Source organism: Flectobacillus major DSM 103 (assembly GCF_000427405.1).
In the GTDB taxonomy this organism is placed as follows: Bacteria; Bacteroidota; Bacteroidia; order Cytophagales; family Spirosomataceae; genus Flectobacillus; species Flectobacillus major.
Genome location: NZ_KE386491.1, coordinates 3,317,290 through 3,335,750 on the forward strand (window position 1 = coordinate 3,317,290; position 18,461 = coordinate 3,335,750).

Consider the following 18,461-nt stretch of genomic DNA (forward strand, 5'->3'; position numbering starts at 1 on the left):
AGCTCAATATTTTGAGTTCCCAAAACAACATCTTTTTTCAAAAAATCACTAAATCACTCATTCACTAAATCACAACTCACTAAATGAGCACACGACAATCCACCTAACCCAACAACAGAAAAACAAACCGACGGCTTGGGGGTGTAACCAACACCGCTTGAGTATTCCTGATGCTACAATTAAGTAACATAGATTTTTTGAAAGTATTAAGAGGGAAATATAAAGTGAGGGGAATAAGAGGGCACTAATCCTTAGTTATCACCCTTATGGCGGTAAGGCATAATACGATTAAGCTAAATTTTCGTTTATTACATCCAATTTGGTGATATTTTTGTTGGTGTATAAAATTTCTTGGTACGACAAAGTACGGAGCATACCTATTTTAATTCTTTTACGAACAGCTTCTGTTTCAGATTTGTACGTATTCTGACCTCTCAAGAGTTCCTCAGCAATGTTGGCGACTAACATCTCTACAGATTCAGGAGTTAAAATAACCGGAGTGTTTTTCATATACTGAAATTTGGTGGTGGTTGTGTGACAATCTATTTAATGTGTTAGTATTTAGACTATTAACTACGAGAAATCCAATTTAACGTTTTTTTATCTTATAACAGCAAATTTATTACTTTCGTTGCTAACTTACATGATTAGATTCTTACTTTTTTACAAAAAGCACCAAAAATCATACCAATTAACCTTTCAACCTTTCATTTTTTGCTAGATGCCGATAAATCTTTAACTTGGCCAATTCAACAAGCAAAAATGGTATGCTCAACAAATCTTTACAACTTTATAAAAGTGCTTTCTGGGGTTTGCCCAAAACGGTCTGGCTGCTTTCGGGAGTAATGTTTGTCAACAGAAGTGGTACGATGGTTTTACCATTTCTAACGCTTTATTTAACCCAAAAACTCCATTATTCTATTGCCGACACAGGCATAGTTATGGCGTTTTTTGGCTCAGGGGCATTGTTTGGTACATTTTTGGGTGGAAAACTCACCGACAAAATCGGCTTTTATTCTATTCAATTTTATAGTTTATTACTCTCAGGAATAGCTCTTTTGGTACTGTTACATCTTACTTCTTTTTATGCCATTTGTGCAGGAGTATTTTTGTTTACAACTTTAAGCGATACCTTCAGACCTGCCAACGGGGCCTCTATTGCTTATTATAGCAATCCCGAAAATAGAACTCGTTCTTTCACTCTCAATCGACTTGCTATCAATTTGGGCTGGTCGATTGGCGGAGGGCTTGGTGGTATCTTGGCCGAAATCAACTACGATTTGCTATTTTGGGCCGATGGTATTACTTGTATTGGAGCTTCTATTCTGTTCAGGTTATTAGTGCCTCCTCCTACCGAGCCTATTGGTACAGCTCATACTCAAAAAACATCGGCTATCAACCAATCGGCTTATAAAGACAAAGTATTTTGGTGCTTTTTGGCCTTGGTGGTTATGTATGCGATTCCTTTTTTTCAGCTTTTTACGATGGAACCTCTCTATTTCAGAACTGTTCTACATTTGTCAGAGTCTAAAATAGGATTGTTGATGGTATTCAATGGCTTGATGATTGCCACTACCGAAATGATTTTTGTTCACCAAATAGAAGGCAAACTCAGTAAACCCACGCTTATTGCTATAGGTACATTCTTGACAGCTTGTTCTTTTTTTGTATTTAATATATGGACAGTTCTCTTTGTTGTCTGGATTTCTATAGCTTTCAATACCATTGGCGAAATGTTTGCAATGCCCTTTATGCAAAGCCTTGTTGTTGAACGCAGTAGCGAATCAAACCGAGGGCAATATTTGGCTATGTATGCCATGTGTTATTCAGTAGCCCAAATTTCGTCGCCAACCATAGGCTCACAAATTGTTCAACGATGGGGCTTTGACATTTTATGGTATTTCATGGGGGTATTATGCCTTTTTTCAATGGTAGGCTTTTTATATTTACATAAGCAAAATAATAAAGCTCGATATGCAACCTCTTGACCCACTTAAACATCTTTCTGCTATAGGCTCGAAGTTTGACAAACTGTATTTTTGTCCAATTTCAGTAAGTAGGCTTTTTTTACGATCTTAAAATCATAGAAATCAACAGTTCAATAACGATTCGTATGTTGGCTCAGTTACTTACAAAACGTCTATCGCTAAACTATTCAAACAAATAACCATGTCTTTAAAACAAGCCCGAATACTTGCCATAGATGACGATACCGACGTATTATTAGCGGTAAAAATGTTACTTCGTCCAGAAGTAAAAGAAGTTGTTGTGGAGAAAAACCCCGAGCGGTTGCCCTCGCTATTGGCTCAGTCTAACTTTGATGTAGTATTGTTAGACATGAACTACAAAAGCTCGCTCAATACTGGTAATGAAGGTATTTTTTGGTTAAGAAAAATACGAGAAATCAACAAAACGGTAGCTGTAATTATGATTACGGCCTATGGCGATATTGACCTTGCTGTACGTTCGGTAAAAGAAGGGGCTACTGATTTTGTACTAAAACCTTGGCGAAATGAAAAGCTACTGTGGACTATAGAAGATGCTCTTGAAAAAACAGCCAATCAGCCCAAAAATACTACTAACAAGCACAAAAAAGCACAGATTCCCAGAAAACGCTTGTCAATATTTTGGGCGAAAGCGAGGTGATGCAAGATATTCTTTATAAAATAGATAAAATCGCTCCGACCGACGCTAACATTTTGATTTTGGGCGAAAATGGCACAGGAAAAGGTGAAATAGCTAAGTTGATTCATCAAAAATCGCTACGAGCCGACAAACCCTTTGTACACGCCGACCTTGGAGCTTTGACCGAAAGCCTTTTTGAATCTGAACTTTTTGGCCACAAAAAGGGAGCTTTTACCGATGCTCGTGAAGACCGTGCAGGACGCTTTGAATCGGCCAATACAGGAACGTTATTTTTGGATGAAATTGGCAATATTACCCTTCCACAACAAGCCAAATTGCTTACAGTATTACAAAACCGTGAAGTAACACGCTTAGGCACAAATACGCCTATTGCCTTAGATATTCGCTTGATTTCGGCAACGAATGCTCCCATCAAAGAATTAGCAGGACAAAATGCCTATCGTAAAGACTTAATTTATCGCCTCAATACGATTGAAATTACCCTGCCTGCTCTCCGCCAAAGAGGCGAAGACATTATTCTTTTGGCCGATTTTTTTGCCAAAACCTATAGCCAAAAATACCAAAAAAATGTACAAAATATCGACGAAAAAGCCAAAGAAAAACTCAGACGATACACTTTTCCGGGTAATATTCGTGAACTTCAACATGCTATAGAAAGGGCGATTATCATGTCGGATGGCGATACCCTTTTGGCAAGAGACCTCGACCTCAACTCATCTATTGAAGCTCCAATTGTTGTGACAGATACCTCATCAACATTGAGAATTGATGAAATTGAGAAAAATACTATTTTGAAGGCTATCGAAAAACACGATGGTAATATTACAAAAGCAGCCCGTGAATTAGGCTTAACCAGAACCGCACTTTACAGACGACTCGGCAAATATGACATTTAATCGATACGAAATAAGCTTGACTTTGAGGGTTCTGCTATTATTTGTTAGCCTTACAGCTGGGGCATACTGCTTGGTATCAGGTAAGAATATCCTTTTATTCTTTCTGATATTTTTGCTTTTGGCTCAGGTACTCAACTTTATTCAGTTTATCAACAAAACCAATACCGAACTAGCCCAATTTATCGAAGCTGTACAATATCGTGATTTTTCGCTACAGTTTTCCGAAAAAAATGCCCCTGTATCGGTACGTCAATTACGCAGGGCTTTCAATCAGATTAATACAACTTTCAAGCAACTGTCTTCCGAAAAAGAAGAACAATACCAGTACCTCCAAAGTATTCTGGAATTGGTAGACACAGGGATTTTGTCATTTAATCATGCTGGCGATGTTGGCTGGATGAACGAATCATTCAAGAAAATGCTAAACATTCCTTATATCAAAAATATTGGAGGAATAGAAAAGCGAGACCCCGCCGTTTATGAAGCCATTGTTCGTTTAAATAGTGGCGACCACCAACTGGTCAAAATTCATGACAAAGTAGTACTTTTGGCCAAAACAACATTCCAGAGCCACAACCAAACCACTCATCTGATTGCCTTTCAGAATGTAAATTCGGCTATAGAAGATACCGAATCGCAAGCTTACCAAAAACTATTGCGAGTGATGACCCACGAAATCATGAACTCAGTAGCCCCTATTGCCTCGTTGGCCGAAACCATGGAAACAAGAATGCGAAATAACCTCCAAAAACTACCCCACCAACCATCACTAGCCGATTTGCAACAAACCCAACAAATGGCCGAAGATGTACTGGAAGGAATGAGTGTTATCAAAAAACGCAGTGAAAACCTCCTCAAATTTGCCGATACGTACCGCCAATTAGCCAAGGTTTCTATTACGTCGTTTAGTACAATTCAGGTTTGTGATTTATTTGAAACCGTAGAAATATTACTAGAAAATAAACTAGAACAAAACCATATCGAGCTAGATGTTATTCTAAAAGACTTTTCGATGACCCTCGAAGGAGACATTGCCCTGATCGAGCAAGTACTCATCAACCTTCTTATCAATGCCATTGATGCTGTAAAAGAAGTAGAAAACCCTCTTATCAAACTTTCGGCCTATAAAAATCAGGACGAAAAAGTGGTAATAGATATAACCGACAATGGTACTGGGATGTCGGAAGATATGATAGAGAAAATCTTCATTCCTTTTTTTACCTCCAAGTCGCATGGTTCAGGAATTGGGCTAAGCCTATCCAAACAAATCATGGGCTTGCACAAAGGAAGCATTACAGTACAGTCGAAAGAAGGAATCGGGAGTATTTTTAGGTTAACGTTTCCTTAAAGGATTATAGATTGTTTTCTTCAATTTCCTTGATATACCTTCTTTGATTTAGTAGTTTTATAGGCCCATGTCAAACCAGATGGGTATTTTCGTTGTTTTTCAGAATACTACTCAAGTACGGCCAGTGTTGGCCTACTCACCCAATATGGAACTGCTAATTATTTTTATTTTAATTCTGATAAATGGAATCTTTTCGATGTCCGAAATAGCCTTAGTTTCTGCCCGAAAAGCTCGTTTAGAAACTTCTGCCAAAAAGGGCGACAAAAATGCTAAAATCGCTCTGGACATTGCCAATGCTCCCAACAAATTTCTTTCTACAGTTCAGATTGGCATTACACTGATTGGTATTTTGACAGGTATTTTCAGTGGCGAAAAAATGACCAACGATATACAAGCTTTTGTGGCTCAATTCACAGTATTAGTACCATATCAGCGAACCATATCAGTTACACTGGTAGTACTTATTATTACTTATTTGTCGTTAGTATTTGGCGAGCTTGTCCCAAAACGTATTGGCTTAACCAACCCCGAATTTATAGCCAAAACGGTAGCTCGCCCCATGAATATGCTTTCCAAGCTAACTTCGCCTTTTGTGTGGCTACTAACGTTTTCGTCTGATTTGTTAATTAAAATCCTCAATATTCAGCCCTCAACCGACAGTAAAGTTACCGAAGATGAAATCAAAGCTATAGTACAAGAAGGTGCCGACAGCGGCGAAGTACACGAAATAGAGCAAGATATTGTAGGACGTGTATTTAGCTTGGGCGACCGTAAGGTATCTTCGCTTATGACACATCGCAATGATATGGTTTTTCTACAGTCAAACTATTCAGCCGAAAAAGTTACCGAATCTATCAGCGAAGAACTTCATTCGCTTTACCCTGTTTATGACAAAGACAAAGACCATATTATTGGGATTGTTCGTCTTAAAGATTTGTTTTTACCCCTAAGACAACCCGATTTTAGTTTGCAAAACTATTTGCAACCAACCCAGTTTATTATGGAAACGGCATCGGCATATCAGGCTTTACAGCGATTTAAAGATAGCCGTATTCATTATGGAATTGTAATTGACGAATATGGCCAAACCCAAGGTATTGTAACCCTCAACGACCTCCTAGAGGCATTGGTAGGCAATGTGTCTGACTTTGACCATGAGGGCTATCGCCTCGACCAACGCAACGATGGCACATGGCTAGTAGATGGCCAATATCCTTTGGCCGACTTTTTACAGTATTTTGATTTAAGCGATTTCATACAAGAATACCCATTTAATACTCTTGCTGGGCTTATTTTAAACGAACTAACCGATATTCCACAACAAGGAGACATTGTAGTTTGGCAAAATATCACCTTCGAGATTATAGATATGGATGGAGCTAAAATAGACAAAGTACTCGTAAGAATCAACGAACCAAGCTAATAATACCTACCTAAAACCTTCTTTTGGCCAACTTTCGCCCTTTACAGAAAGCTGGCTTTTTTAGTAACTTTACCTAGCCAATTGGTGTTACCTAATTAAGCCCAATTCAAAAAGAATAGTAAACCCAACTAAAGTGATAACACGTGCCAAGGCACACAAATGATACATTTTTCATGTCCAATCTAAAAGATAATACAGGTTTCGAGCAAATTGAGGTACTCGGAGCCAGAGAGCATAACCTAAAAAATATAGACCTTACCATTCCTCGCAACAAACTCGTTGTCATAACAGGGATTAGTGGTTCGGGCAAATCTTCTTTAGCCTTCGACACCATTTATGCCGAAGGGCAACGCCGTTATATGGAAAGTTTTTCGGCTTATGCTCGTAGCTTTATTGGCAACATGGAACGCCCCAATGTTGATAAAATCAATGGTTTGTCGCCCGTAATTTCGATTGAACAAAAAACTACATCCAAGAACCCTCGCTCTACAGTAGGTACTGTTACCGAAATTTATGACTTTATGCGTTTGCTTTTTGCTCGTGCTGGCGAAGCTTTTAGCTATGTAACTGGTCAAAAAATGATTAAGCAGTCTATCGACCAAATCATTGACGTGATTTTACAGGATTATGCAGGCCAAAAACTTATTTTGTTAGCTCCAGTAGTAAAGGGTAGAAAAGGGCATTATCGTGAGCTTTTTGTACAAATTGCCAAACTAGGCTATACCAAAGTACGAGTTGATGGCGTGGTTATGGATATTCAGTCAAAAATGCAATTAGACCGCTTCAAGATTCACGATATTGAAATTGTTATCGACCGCATCGTTGTCAAGGACGAAGACCGCTTTCGTTTATCGCAATCGGTACAAACGGCCCTCAACCAAGGAAAAGGACTCATGATGACACGTGATGAAAAAGGCGAAGTTCGTAATTTTTCAAAATACCTGATGGATCCTATTTCGGGTATTTCTTACGACGAGCCTGCCCCCAATACCTTCTCGTTCAATTCACCTTATGGTTGGTGTCCTTCTTGTCAGGGCTTGGGTGTTGTAGAAGAAATTACAGAAGAATCTATTTTACCCGACAAATCTCTGAGTATTAGCCGTGGAGCAATAGCCCCTATTGGCGAATACCGAGATATGTGGATTTTTAAGCAATTAGAAGTTTTGCTGAAACCCTATAAAGTAAGCCTCACTACCCCCCTCGACAAATTCCCAACCGAAGCTATCGAAATTATGCTTTATGGCTCGGACGAACCTGTACCTGTTCCTTCCAAAAAATACGAAGGCACAGAGTGGAATACCAAATATGAAGGTATTATCCACTTTTTGAAACGCCAACAAGAAAGTGGTTCAGAGAAAATCCAGGATTGGCTCAAAGATTTTATGGTAATACGCACTTGTCCTGAATGTGGCGGTGCTCGACTCAAAAAAGAAGCTTTACACATCAAAATCGACCATAAAAATATTGCCGAATTGGCTCGACTAGACATCACCGATTTGTCAAACTGGTTTGATAACCTTGAAAGCCGTATGACCGACCGCCAAAATATTATTGGCAAAGAAGTGCTAAAAGAAATTCGTAAACGAATAGGCTTTCTTACTGGTATTGGCTTAGAATACCTTACCCTCAACCGCCCTTTGCGTACCCTTTCGGGTGGCGAAGCACAGCGGATTCGACTGGCCACTCAAATTGGCACACAACTGACCAACGTTTTGTACATCATGGACGAACCAAGTATTGGTTTGCACCAACGAGATAACGTAAAATTGATTCAGGCCTTAAAAGATTTAAGAGATTTGGGTAATTCCATCTTGGTAGTAGAACATGACAAAGATATGATGCTCGAATCGGACTACATTGTGGATATTGGCCCAGGGGCAGGCCGTCATGGAGGCTCTATTGTTGGCCAAGGTACACCCGAAGAGTTTTTGCAAAACAACTCAACAACAGCCAAGTTTTTAAGTGGAAATATCAAAATTGATGTTCCAAACCAACGCCGTAAAGGCAATGGACATCAGTTAATCATAAAGGGAGCAACAGGTAACAACCTCAAAAATGTAACCCTCAAGCTACCTTTAGGCAAAATGATAGCTATTACGGGCGTTAGTGGATCGGGCAAATCTACCCTTATTCACGAAACATTATTCCCTATCTTGAACCATTACTTTTTTCATGCCAAACGTGAGCCTATGCCTCACAAAGCGGTAGAAGGATTAGAGCATTTAGACAAAGTAATAGAGGTAGACCAATCGCCCATTGGCCGTACGCCACGCTCGAACCCCGCCACTTACACAGGTATGTTCTCAGATATTCGCTCGCTTTTCTGCGAACTTCCCGAATCCAAAATTCGAGGCTATAAAGCAGGGCGTTTTAGCTTTAATGTAAAAGGCGGACGTTGCGAAGATTGTGAAGGAGCTGGTATGAAAAAAATTGAAATGGAGTTTTTGCCCGATGTACATATTGCCTGTGAAACCTGCAAAGGAAAGCGTTTCAACCGTGAAACCTTAGAAGTACGTTTCAAAGGAAAGTCTATTGCCGATGTATTGGACATGACCGTAGAACAAGCGGTAGATTTTTTTGAAAATCAGCCCAAAATCCATAGAAAAGTACAAACCCTTAGCGAGGTTGGCTTGGGCTATTTAACACTCGGGCAACAAGCCACAACCCTGTCGGGTGGCGAAGCCCAAAGGGTAAAACTAGCCGAAGAGTTATCAAAAAGAGATACTGGCAAAACTATGTATATTTTGGACGAACCTACTACTGGGCTACATTTTCAAGATATTAAAGCCCTTATGGAAGTACTCCAAAAACTTGTCGACAAAGGCAATACCGTTTTGATTATAGAACATAACCTCGACGTAATCAAGGTATCTGACCATGTTATCGACCTTGGGCCAGAAGGAGGCAATAAAGGCGGACAAATCATTGCTGAGGGTACACCCGAGCAAGTAGCCAAAGTAAAAGGCAGTTATACTGCTCACTTCTTGAAAGAAGAGTTGAAGTAAATATCATAAGGCACAGATAGCATAACGCATTAGTGGGCTATCTGCACCTTTTTGAAAATACTTAATATTTTACCCACTTATTTAGTTGAATATTTCATGATTTCTGTTGATAAAAAAAAACTTTCACAGTACACTTTCATCGACCTTTTTGCTGGAATTGGCGGTTTTCATCTTGCCTTATCTTCCTTTGGGGCAAAATGTGTATTTGCCTCCGAATGGGACAAATATGCTGCTGAAACCTATACGCATAATTTTGGAATCAAACCTTTTGGCGACATCACTACCATCAATGAAACAGATATACCTCGGCATGATATTTTGTGCGGAGGGTTTCCTTGTCAAGCTTTCTCTATTGCAGGAAAACAAAAAGGTTTTGACGATACCAGAGGTACACTGTTTTTTGATATTGCCCGAATTGTCAACTATCATCAGCCCAAAGTACTGTTTTTAGAGAATGTCAAAAACCTCAGCAATCACGACCACGGAAAAACCCTCAATGTAATTATCAATACCTTACAAAACCTCGGCTATGTTGTTTTTACCCAAGTACTCAACGCAAGTCGATTTGGGTTGCCCCAAAACCGAGAACGTTTGTACATAGTAGCCTTCCATCAAAGGCTTAAAATTTCTACATTTCATTTTCCTGTACCTATTAACCCAAAAATCTGTCTGGAAGATATTCTGGAAAATAACCCTAAAGCCAAAGTTATTGAAAGAGATGATATAGAAATTTACCGCCAGTATAGCTCTCAGGAAGAACCCCTAGCGATAATCAACCGACCAATCCAAATAGGTAAAGTAAATAAAGGTGGACAAGGTGAAAGAATCTACCATCCTTTAGGCCATGCTATTACTCTTTCGGCTCATGGCGGCGGCGTAGGGGCTAAAACAGGACTTTATTTGATTGATGGCAAAATTCGAAAACTCTCTCCTCGTGAGTGTGCCAGAGTACAAGGCTTTCCAGATAGTTTTATCATTCACCCAACAGATACTCAGGCTTACAAACAGTTTGGCAATAGTGTATCAATCAATGTTTTACAGAGTATTATCATCGAAATACAAAACGCCCTCAATTATGAATAATACCCAACTATTAGGGTCTCAAACAGCCAAAAATGGATTTAGGAATGAAGATGACATAATCAATAAATTCAATTGCTGGGAAGCCGACGAAGATGCTCAAAAATGGCTAACAATCATGCAATATAATCTAGCAGAAATAGACAATGTAAAAGCCATTAAATTAAGGGGTTATAAAACGGATGTTCAAATACAGATTAGTATTAAGCTGAAAGAAGTCATTGGTGTTGAAAACCTACAAGTAAAACTAGTAAGTAGCCAAAAAGGATTTAATCAAGTTGATAAAAGATGGGTAAATAAATATGCCGAAATGTGGCAAATGCCCGACGAAATTATTACGATTTTTAAAAAATATACGGGCGAGATACCTCCTTCCATTACCAATCCTAAAAACAACCGTAGGATGTTCTTTCATGAATTTACAGCAGCAGAACAGGCCATAACGTACAGTTGGCTCAAGCAAAACAAAACACTTATTGTTTCGGATATTCTAAGAGGGCAAGGACGATTTGCGGCCGAATGGATGTTGGTAGCTCAAAAAACATCAACCCATTCGAGATGGGTTTTAAAACCTATGAATTTCTGTCTTAATTTCTTTGGTAATGATGATATTAGTATTACCGAAAGAGGAAATTTTAAAATTGGGAAAATAACTATGCAAAGAAAAGGCGGTGATGCAGGAAGAGATTCGGCTAAAATGCTTCAATTTAAAATTGACCCTACTGAACTATTCAAAACTGTCCATACTTAATACCCCTGTAAAACTTACCCAATGATTCCATAAACTATGAACAAAAACATCAACAAACTCTGTCAAATTGCCCAAAAACCTTCTCGCCATATCATTGGCCTTATGTCGGGTACTTCTATGGATGGGCTCGATGTAGCTCTTTGCCGTATTTCGGGCAGTGGCGAAGACACCACCGTTACATTGGTAGCCTTCGACACCGTAGATTATACCAACGATATAAAGGCTGAAATAAGAAAGGTTTTTGCCAAACAGACTATCGACTTTCCTCATTTGGCTATGCTCAACGAATGGATTGGCATTTTGCATGCCAGAATGATTAAGGAGTGTCTCGAAAAATGGCACATTGAGCCTTCCGAAATCGATTTGGTTGCATCGCACGGGCAAACGGTCATGCACACCCCCAAAATTTTGCATGGCATAGAGCGATACCCCAATGCTACACTCCAAATAGGCGATGGCGACCATATTGCTGTCAATACCAACATTATTACCCTATCTGATTTCCGCCAAAAACACGTAGCTGCTGGTGGCGAGGGTGCTCCATTGGCTGTATATGGCGATTATTTTATTTTCGGGAAAAAGGGGGAAAATCGTATTATGCTCAATATGGGCGGTATTGCCAATTTTACGTACTTACCTGCTAGCATGAATCCCGAAGAGGTTTTTGTAACCGATACAGGGCCTGGCAATACCCTTATAGATGCTTTTACAAGAAATTTTTTCCCTGATAAAGCTTACGATAAAGATGCCCTACTAGCCAAGCAAGGGGTAGTTAATCAGGCTTTATTAAACGCATTAAAAGACGACGATTTTTTCGCAAAGCCTTTTCCCAAAACAACAGGCCCCGAATTATTTAGCCAAGAATATGTTATTCAGGCACAAGCCAAAAGCGAAACCACTGCTATTTCGGTATATGATTTGTTAGCTACCTTAACCCGCTTTAGTGCCGAAACCATTGCCGAGGCTATACAGGCTTTACAAATTCCGAACCTAGCCAACTTTACGATTTATACTTCGGGGGGGGGTATGCACAACCCTCTTTTGATGAACTGGCTACAAGAGCTATTACCTGCACAATTTGCGTCTACCAACCAGTTGGGTATTTCGGGCGATGCCAAAGAGGCTGTTCTTTTCGCTATTTTAGCTAATGAAACTGTAGCAGGTGGCGAATCTGATTTTGGGAAAAGACGAGGAATCCCTTCTGTAACAATGGGGAAAATTTCATTTCCTAGTTAATAATACGGCTATTTTTTAGCAAATTTAATGACCGATGCAACCTTTGTCATTGAGCTGGCATCTAATGGGTATTTAACGCAAATTTTCAACCAAAATTCGTCACAATCATTATGAAAAAGTTTGTCTTATCCCTCCTATTCTCGTTGGTTGCATGTATTGCATTGAATGCACAAGTTATCAACCAAAAACGTAATGCTGGCAGCTTCAAAGGTATCCATATTAGTAGCGGTATAGATTTGTATATCAAGCAAGGTACTAGCGAGTCGGTGGTGATTAGTGCCGAAGAAGATAAACAAAGTAATATTCAGGTAGAAAATGACAATGGCGTTCTCAAAATCTATGTCGAAAATAGCAAATGGGGATGGTTTAAATGGAACAACAAACCCGTAAAAGCATACGTAACCGTAAAAGACCTCAATGTACTTTCGGCCACTGGTGGCTCGGATGTATACTCTGAAGGAAAATTAGATTTAATCAAGCTTTCGGTACGTGCTACAGGTGGCTCGGATGTACGCTTAGATATTGATGCCGACGAACTCACTTGCGAAACCACTGGTGGCTCGGATGTGTATTTGACTGGTAATGCTACAGTATTCAAGGCAAGCTCGACAGGCGGTAGCGATTTGAAAGCTAGCAAGCTCAAAACAAGTTTTTGTAGTGTTTCTTCAACAGGTGGCTCAGATGCTTATGTTTGGGCAGAAAAAGAAATTAGTATTTCAGCCACTGGCGGCTCAGACGTATATTATTCGGGCAATGCTCGTGTTGTGAAAAAAAGTGCAACAGGTGGCTCGGATGTACATAAGCAGTAAGCGACTCTTCTGGAATTAATTGACAACATGAGTCATCCCGAATTTTGGAACTAGGATTATTCTCCAACTGTCTACCCAAAAAGGCGGTCGAAAAACAATTTTCGACCGCCTTTTTGGGTATTAATCAATTTTTAGACACAAAAGGTCTCTATTGCTACAAGGTATACATAAAAAATAATCACTCATTACCTCACTCAATTAGGGATAATACATTTTTTTTTATGAAATAACCTTGTTGTAGTTTTACCTAAAACCTATATTTTGTGTCCTATCTTTCTCCAACTTTTCTACATAAGCCGTAAATTGCAACCGTTCAACATAACAAAACAAATATGGCACTCATAAAACCAGTAAAAGGAATTAGTCCAGCTTTTGGCGAAAATTGTTGGCTTGCCGAAAATGCTACCGTTGTAGGCGATGTCAAAATGGGCGATAACTGCACTGTATGGTTCAATGCAGTAGTAAGAGGCGATGTCAACTCGATAATCATTGGCAATAATACCAATATCCAAGATGGAGCGGTGATTCATTGTACTTATCAAAAAACCCAAACAATTATTGGCAATTATGTGTCTATTGCTCATAATGCCATTGTACACGGCTGTGTTATCGAAGACCGAGTGTTGGTAGGCATGGGGGCCATTATTATGGATGGCGCCGTCATAGAAACAGGCTCTATTATTGCGGCTGGGGCTATTGTTACCCAAAATACCCGTGTACCAGCAGGGAGTATCTATGCAGGTAATCCTGCTAAATTACTCAAGGAGGTTTCGCCGGCTGCCGCCGAAGTATTCATGCGTACAGCCAACAACTATATTATGTATTCGGCTTGGTTCAAATAGGCCTTTTTTAAGCCACAGATGTACTTTCTCAAAAACAATATTATTTAGCTATCAAATAGCTCAAACTCAAACAATATGGCTACTATTTTCACAAAGATTATTAATGGCGAAATTCCTTGCCACAAAATTGCCGAAGACGATAACTATTTGGCATTTTTAGACATTATGCCTTTGGCCGACGGACACACCTTGGTTATTCCTAAAAAAGAAGTGGATTATATCTTTGATTTGGATGACGAACTATTGGCAGGACTAATACTTTTTGCTAAAAAACTTGCTCCAGCTATTGCACAGGCTTGCCCTTGCAAGCGTGTTGGCGTTTCGGTTATTGGCCTAGAAGTTCCTCATACACACGTTCATCTGATTCCGCTGAATAGTATGAATGATATTAATTTTACTAGAGAAAAACTAAAACCCACTCAAGAAGAATTGGCTGCTACTGCTGCTAGAATTATTTCATTTTTGAAATAACGAAATAAACATGAGTCATCCCGAAGTGTGAGATAATTTACAATAGAAACCTCCTGTTTGTATTTATTGGGGTTCACGAGACAGAGCATCGTGTTTTTTATTGACTATTAACAAACAAGGCGGTCGAAATGAGTATTTCGACCGCCTTGTTTGTTCTAAAAATTTGGGTTGACTCATGTTTATTTGAAGCCGTTCAAAAAGTTAATCTATACCTCCGCTAATAGCAACATTGAGGAGGCGAGTTTATATTTTAAAACAATCCTCATTCAAAGCAAAATTTCAACTTAATCAAAAAAATTATTTCAAAAAGGTTCTTAGCGTCATGATTTCGTTGGCAGGAATCGCTTTTTCGTACAAAATATTGTATACAGCATCAATAATAGGCATCGACACATCGTACTGCTTATTTACTTGATGAATACTTTTTACGGCATAATACCCCTCGGCTACCATATTCATTTCGATCTGTGCCGACTTCACCGAATAGCCACGCCCAATCATATTACCAAAAGTTCTATTTCTCGAAAACTGCGAATACGCCGTTACCAACAAATCGCCCAAATAGCCCGAACTATGCAAATCGCGATGCGGGTCGGGGTATACAATATCTAAAAATCTTTTGATTTCTTGCATAGCATTGGACACCATCACCGCCTGAAAGTTGTCGCCATAACCCAAACCGTGAGTAATACCACAAGCCATTGCAATGATATTTTTGATAACAGCACAGTATTCGACACCGTACAAATCACCAATAGGATTGGCCTGAATATATCGGCAACTCATCAAGTTGGCATATTCTTGTGCTACATGCAAATTAGGCGACGCAATCGTCAGGTACGATTGTTTCTCTAAGGCAACCTCTTCGGCATGACACGGCCCCGCAATCGCAGCCATTAAGTGCTGAGGCACCCCAAATACCTTTTCCATCCAGTCGGTAACCAGCATATTCTCTTCTGGAATCATCCCTTTTATGGCCGAAACCACCTTTTTCCCTGCAAAATGGTTACGGTTGAGGTTTTTCAAAGCATCAGGAATAAAAGCTGCTGGCACAGCCAACACCACATATTCTACACCATTGAGGGCATCGTGCATTTTATGATAGGCACGTACCTTACGAGGGTTCAGGGGGGCATCGGTCAAATAACTAGGGTTGTGATTGTATTTTTTTATAAAATCAACATCCGACTTACGACGCAACCACCATTTGATTTTGACGTTATTCTCCGACAAAATCTTAATTATTGCAGTAGCCCAACTGCCACCTCCCAAAACAGCAATTTGGGTAGGTAAATTCTTTCTAAAAGCAGGAATTTCTGTCATGGTAGTAAAGTTACGTACTTCTGTTATTTCTGGAGTTATGTGATTACGAGGTTTTTTGCTAATTTGTTATGTCAATTCACAATAATGCTATTTTCGTAGACATTTTTGTCATTTCAACTAACTTAATACTTCATCTCACATGAAAAAAATCTATTTATTGTTATTTGCTTACCTCTGCTGTTTTAATTCTTTTGGACAAAAACTTACGATCGAAAGTATCATGCAAGACCCCAAATTTAGTATCGGTGGCTTGCCTTCCAATATTTTTTGGTCGGAAGATAGCAAAACTATCTATTTTAACTGGAATCCCGACAAAAACAAAGCTGACTCTTTGTATGCTGTGGGTATTTTAGATAAAAAAATCACCAAAGTTGCTCCACAATTACGCCGAAGCTTGCCCTCGCCTTTTGGTGTTTATAACAAAGACAAATCTAAAAAACTGTATAGTAAAAATGGAGACATCTTTTTGCTAGACATCAAAACCAATACTACTCGCCAAATTACCAATACTATTGAGCAGGAAGACAATGCCGAATTTTCGGGAAAAGAAGATAAGGTAATTTATACCAAAGGAAATAACCTTTTCAGCTTTCATCTGGCCAGTGGCGAAACTACCCAGCTAACCAACTTTTTGGCAGGTAACAAAAAACCTGAAGCCAAAACTGGCGAACAAGAGAAATGGCTAAAGCAAGACCAATTGGGAATGTTTGAGGTACTAAAAGAACGTGCCGACAAAAAGAAAGAAGCTGAGAAAATTGCTAAGGCTGATTTACCCAAAAGACCCAAAGAGTTTTATTTGGACGAAAAACGCTTAGATAACCCAACGCTTAGTCCCGATGGCAATTTTATTACCTTTCGCCTTATCAAATCGGCTACAGGAAGTAAATCGACTATTGTACCAAACTATGTAACCGAATCGGGCTTTACCGAAGACATTCCTGCCCGTACTAAAGTGGGTGCTCCTAGCCCAAGTTATGAATTTGGGGTATATAATATTGCCAAAGATACCATTGCGATACTTTCTACCAAAAATATTGAGGGTATTTATCAGCAACCCGAATACCTAAAAGAATATGCCAAAAAAGATACCGCAAAAACCAAAAAACCAGAGCCTAGAATGGTACTTATTAGCGGGCCTATTTGGTCGGACGATAGCAAATATGCCGTAGTAATTGCCAAAAGTGCCGATAATAAAGACCGCTGGATTTTGAAGCTAGACCCCAATACACTACAACTCCAAACCATAGACAGGCAGCACGACGAAGCATGGATTGGTGGCCCTAATATAGGCTTTGGCACTGGTGCAGTTGGTTTTTTGGGCGATAACAAAACATTATACTTTCAGTCGGAGGCCGATGGCTATTCGCATATTTATACAGTAGATTTGGCTACCAACCAGAAAAAACAACTTACCAAAGGTAAGTACGAAGTACAAAGCTTGTTGCTGTCGAAAGACAAAAACTTTTTCTATATAACCACCAACGAAGTACACCCTGGCGAGCAACATTTTTATAAAATGCCAGTAACTGGTGGCGAAAAAATTCGCCTAACCAAATTAGCTGGTGCTAACCAAGTAAGCCTTTCGCCCGACGAAACCAAGCTAGCTTATTTGCATTCAGAAACAAATAAGCCTTGGGAGGTATATTTACAAGACAACAATCCTAATGCTACGGCTACTCAAATCACCAAATCTACCAGTACGCATTTTCAGGCCTATTCTTGGCGTGAACCAAAAGTTATTACCATCAAGGCCAGCGATGGAGCCGATATTTATGCTCGCTTGTATGAAGCAAAAGGTGAAAATGGCAAAAAACCAGCTGTAGTTTTTGTACATGGAGCAGGGTATTTACAAAATGCTCATAAGTGGTGGAGTCAGTATTTCAGAGAGTATATGTTCCATAATTTCTTGGTCGACAATGGTTATACCGTTTTGGACATTGATTACCGTGGATCGGCTGGTTATGGCAGAGACTGGCGAACAGGTATTTATCGTTTTATGGGGGGCAAAGACCTCAGCGACCACGTAGATGCGGCCAAATGGCTTGTCGATAACCAAGGCGTAGATGCCCAAAGAATTGGCGTTTATGGGGGGTCGTATGGTGGTTTTATTACCTTGATGGCCTTGTTTACCTCTCCCGATACCTTCAAAGCTGGTGCGGCATTGCGTCCTGTTACTGACTGGGCAGCCTACAACCACCCTTACACGGCCAATATTTTGAACGAACCTCAGAAAGACTCTATTGCTTATCGCAAAAGCTCACCTATTTATCATGCGGCTGGCCTCAAAAACCGCCTCTTGATTTGTCATGGTATGGTCGATGTCAATGTACATTTCCAAGATGTTGTGCGTTTAACACAACGTTTAATCGAGCTAAAAAAAGATAATTGGGAGCTAGCGGCCTATCCAATGGAAGACCACGGTTTTGTAGAACCAACTTCGTGGATGGACGAATACAAACGTATTTTCAAACTTTTTGAAGAAGAACTCAAAAAGTAAATGCTAGAACAAACCTAAATTCTTTCAATAGGTATAAAGGTTTAGTCGTGAAAACAAATATTAAAACAGCCCTTAATTGATGTATAATCATTATACATGAGTCATCCCAAATTTAGTGAATGGTGATTATTTTT

The 18,461-nt window shown here is 39.5% G+C and carries 15 protein-coding genes; 13 read left to right on the top strand and 2 right to left on the bottom strand.

Features of this window, described 5'->3' with window-relative positions:
* Positions 1 to 288: 288 nt before the first annotated feature.
* Positions 289 to 510: a hypothetical protein gene (locus FLEMA_RS0128930; RefSeq protein ID WP_026996292.1), complete on the bottom strand. Its 222-nt coding sequence runs from the start codon at positions 508 to 510 to the stop codon at positions 289 to 291.
* A 257-nt stretch (positions 511 to 767) separates the two neighbouring features.
* On the opposite strand from FLEMA_RS0128930, the gene FLEMA_RS70475 reads away from it, so the two are divergent.
* From FLEMA_RS70475 to FLEMA_RS70525, 12 genes are all read left to right on the top strand, one after another.
* A complete protein-coding gene (locus tag FLEMA_RS70475; RefSeq protein ID WP_044174835.1) occupies positions 768 to 1,988 on the top strand; it encodes an MFS transporter in 1,221 nt (406 codons plus the stop codon).
* 181 nt (positions 1,989 to 2,169) lie between these two features.
* Entirely contained in the window at positions 2,170 to 2,646 is a 477-nt protein-coding gene (locus FLEMA_RS77370; RefSeq protein WP_374755613.1) for a response regulator, read from the top strand.
* Positions 2,628 to 3,542, top strand: coding sequence for a sigma-54 interaction domain-containing protein (locus FLEMA_RS70480; RefSeq protein WP_374755614.1), 915 nt, complete (start codon positions 2,628 to 2,630; stop codon positions 3,540 to 3,542). Before FLEMA_RS77370 ends, FLEMA_RS70480 begins: the two co-directional genes overlap by 19 nt.
* Complete coding sequence (locus FLEMA_RS70485; RefSeq protein ID WP_044172077.1) at positions 3,532 to 4,890, top strand: sensor histidine kinase; 1,359 nt, start codon at positions 3,532 to 3,534, stop codon at positions 4,888 to 4,890. Before FLEMA_RS70480 ends, FLEMA_RS70485 begins: the two co-directional genes overlap by 11 nt.
* Positions 4,891 to 4,957: 67 nt before the next feature.
* Positions 4,958 to 6,313, top strand: a complete 1,356-nt coding sequence (locus tag FLEMA_RS70490; RefSeq protein WP_229359463.1) for a hemolysin family protein — start codon at positions 4,958 to 4,960, stop codon at positions 6,311 to 6,313.
* Positions 6,314 to 6,486: 173 nt separating this feature from the next.
* Positions 6,487 to 9,318, top strand: a complete 2,832-nt coding sequence (gene uvrA, locus FLEMA_RS70495; RefSeq protein WP_044172078.1) for an excinuclease ABC subunit UvrA — start codon at positions 6,487 to 6,489, stop codon at positions 9,316 to 9,318.
* Between the two features lie 96 nt (positions 9,319 to 9,414).
* The gene (locus FLEMA_RS70500) at positions 9,415 to 10,401 is read left to right on the top strand and encodes a DNA cytosine methyltransferase (protein ID WP_044172079.1); all 987 of its coding nucleotides are present in this window, start codon (positions 9,415 to 9,417) and stop codon (positions 10,399 to 10,401) included.
* A complete protein-coding gene (locus FLEMA_RS70505; RefSeq protein ID WP_044172080.1) occupies positions 10,394 to 11,149 on the top strand; it encodes a PDDEXK family nuclease in 756 nt (251 codons plus the stop codon). The genes FLEMA_RS70500 and FLEMA_RS70505 overlap by 8 nt, the downstream gene beginning before the upstream one ends.
* Positions 11,150 to 11,185: 36 nt before the next feature.
* Positions 11,186 to 12,385 carry an anhydro-N-acetylmuramic acid kinase gene (locus tag FLEMA_RS70510; protein ID WP_044172081.1) on the top strand — a complete coding sequence of 400 codons (1,200 nt, stop codon included), beginning with the start codon at positions 11,186 to 11,188 and terminating at the stop codon, positions 12,383 to 12,385.
* Positions 12,386 to 12,495: 110 nt separating this feature from the next.
* The gene (locus FLEMA_RS70515; RefSeq protein ID WP_044172083.1) at positions 12,496 to 13,194 is read left to right on the top strand and encodes a head GIN domain-containing protein; all 699 of its coding nucleotides are present in this window, start codon (positions 12,496 to 12,498) and stop codon (positions 13,192 to 13,194) included.
* Between the two features lie 332 nt (positions 13,195 to 13,526).
* A complete protein-coding gene (locus FLEMA_RS70520; protein WP_044172084.1) occupies positions 13,527 to 14,036 on the top strand; it encodes a gamma carbonic anhydrase family protein in 510 nt (169 codons plus the stop codon).
* 75 nt (positions 14,037 to 14,111) lie between these two features.
* Positions 14,112 to 14,507, top strand: a complete 396-nt coding sequence (locus FLEMA_RS70525) for an HIT family protein (RefSeq protein WP_044172085.1) — start codon at positions 14,112 to 14,114, stop codon at positions 14,505 to 14,507.
* Between the two features lie 297 nt (positions 14,508 to 14,804).
* Here FLEMA_RS70525 and FLEMA_RS0129250 read toward each other — a convergent pair whose 3' ends face one another.
* Positions 14,805 to 15,830 carry an NAD(P)H-dependent glycerol-3-phosphate dehydrogenase gene (locus FLEMA_RS0129250; protein ID WP_044172087.1) on the bottom strand — a complete coding sequence of 342 codons (1,026 nt, stop codon included), beginning with the start codon at positions 15,828 to 15,830 and terminating at the stop codon, positions 14,805 to 14,807.
* A 139-nt stretch (positions 15,831 to 15,969) separates the two neighbouring features.
* Between FLEMA_RS0129250 and FLEMA_RS70530 the strand changes: the two genes are divergently transcribed.
* Complete coding sequence (locus FLEMA_RS70530) at positions 15,970 to 18,327, top strand: S9 family peptidase (RefSeq protein ID WP_044172088.1); 2,358 nt, start codon at positions 15,970 to 15,972, stop codon at positions 18,325 to 18,327.
* Positions 18,328 to 18,461: the final 134 nt, after the last annotated feature.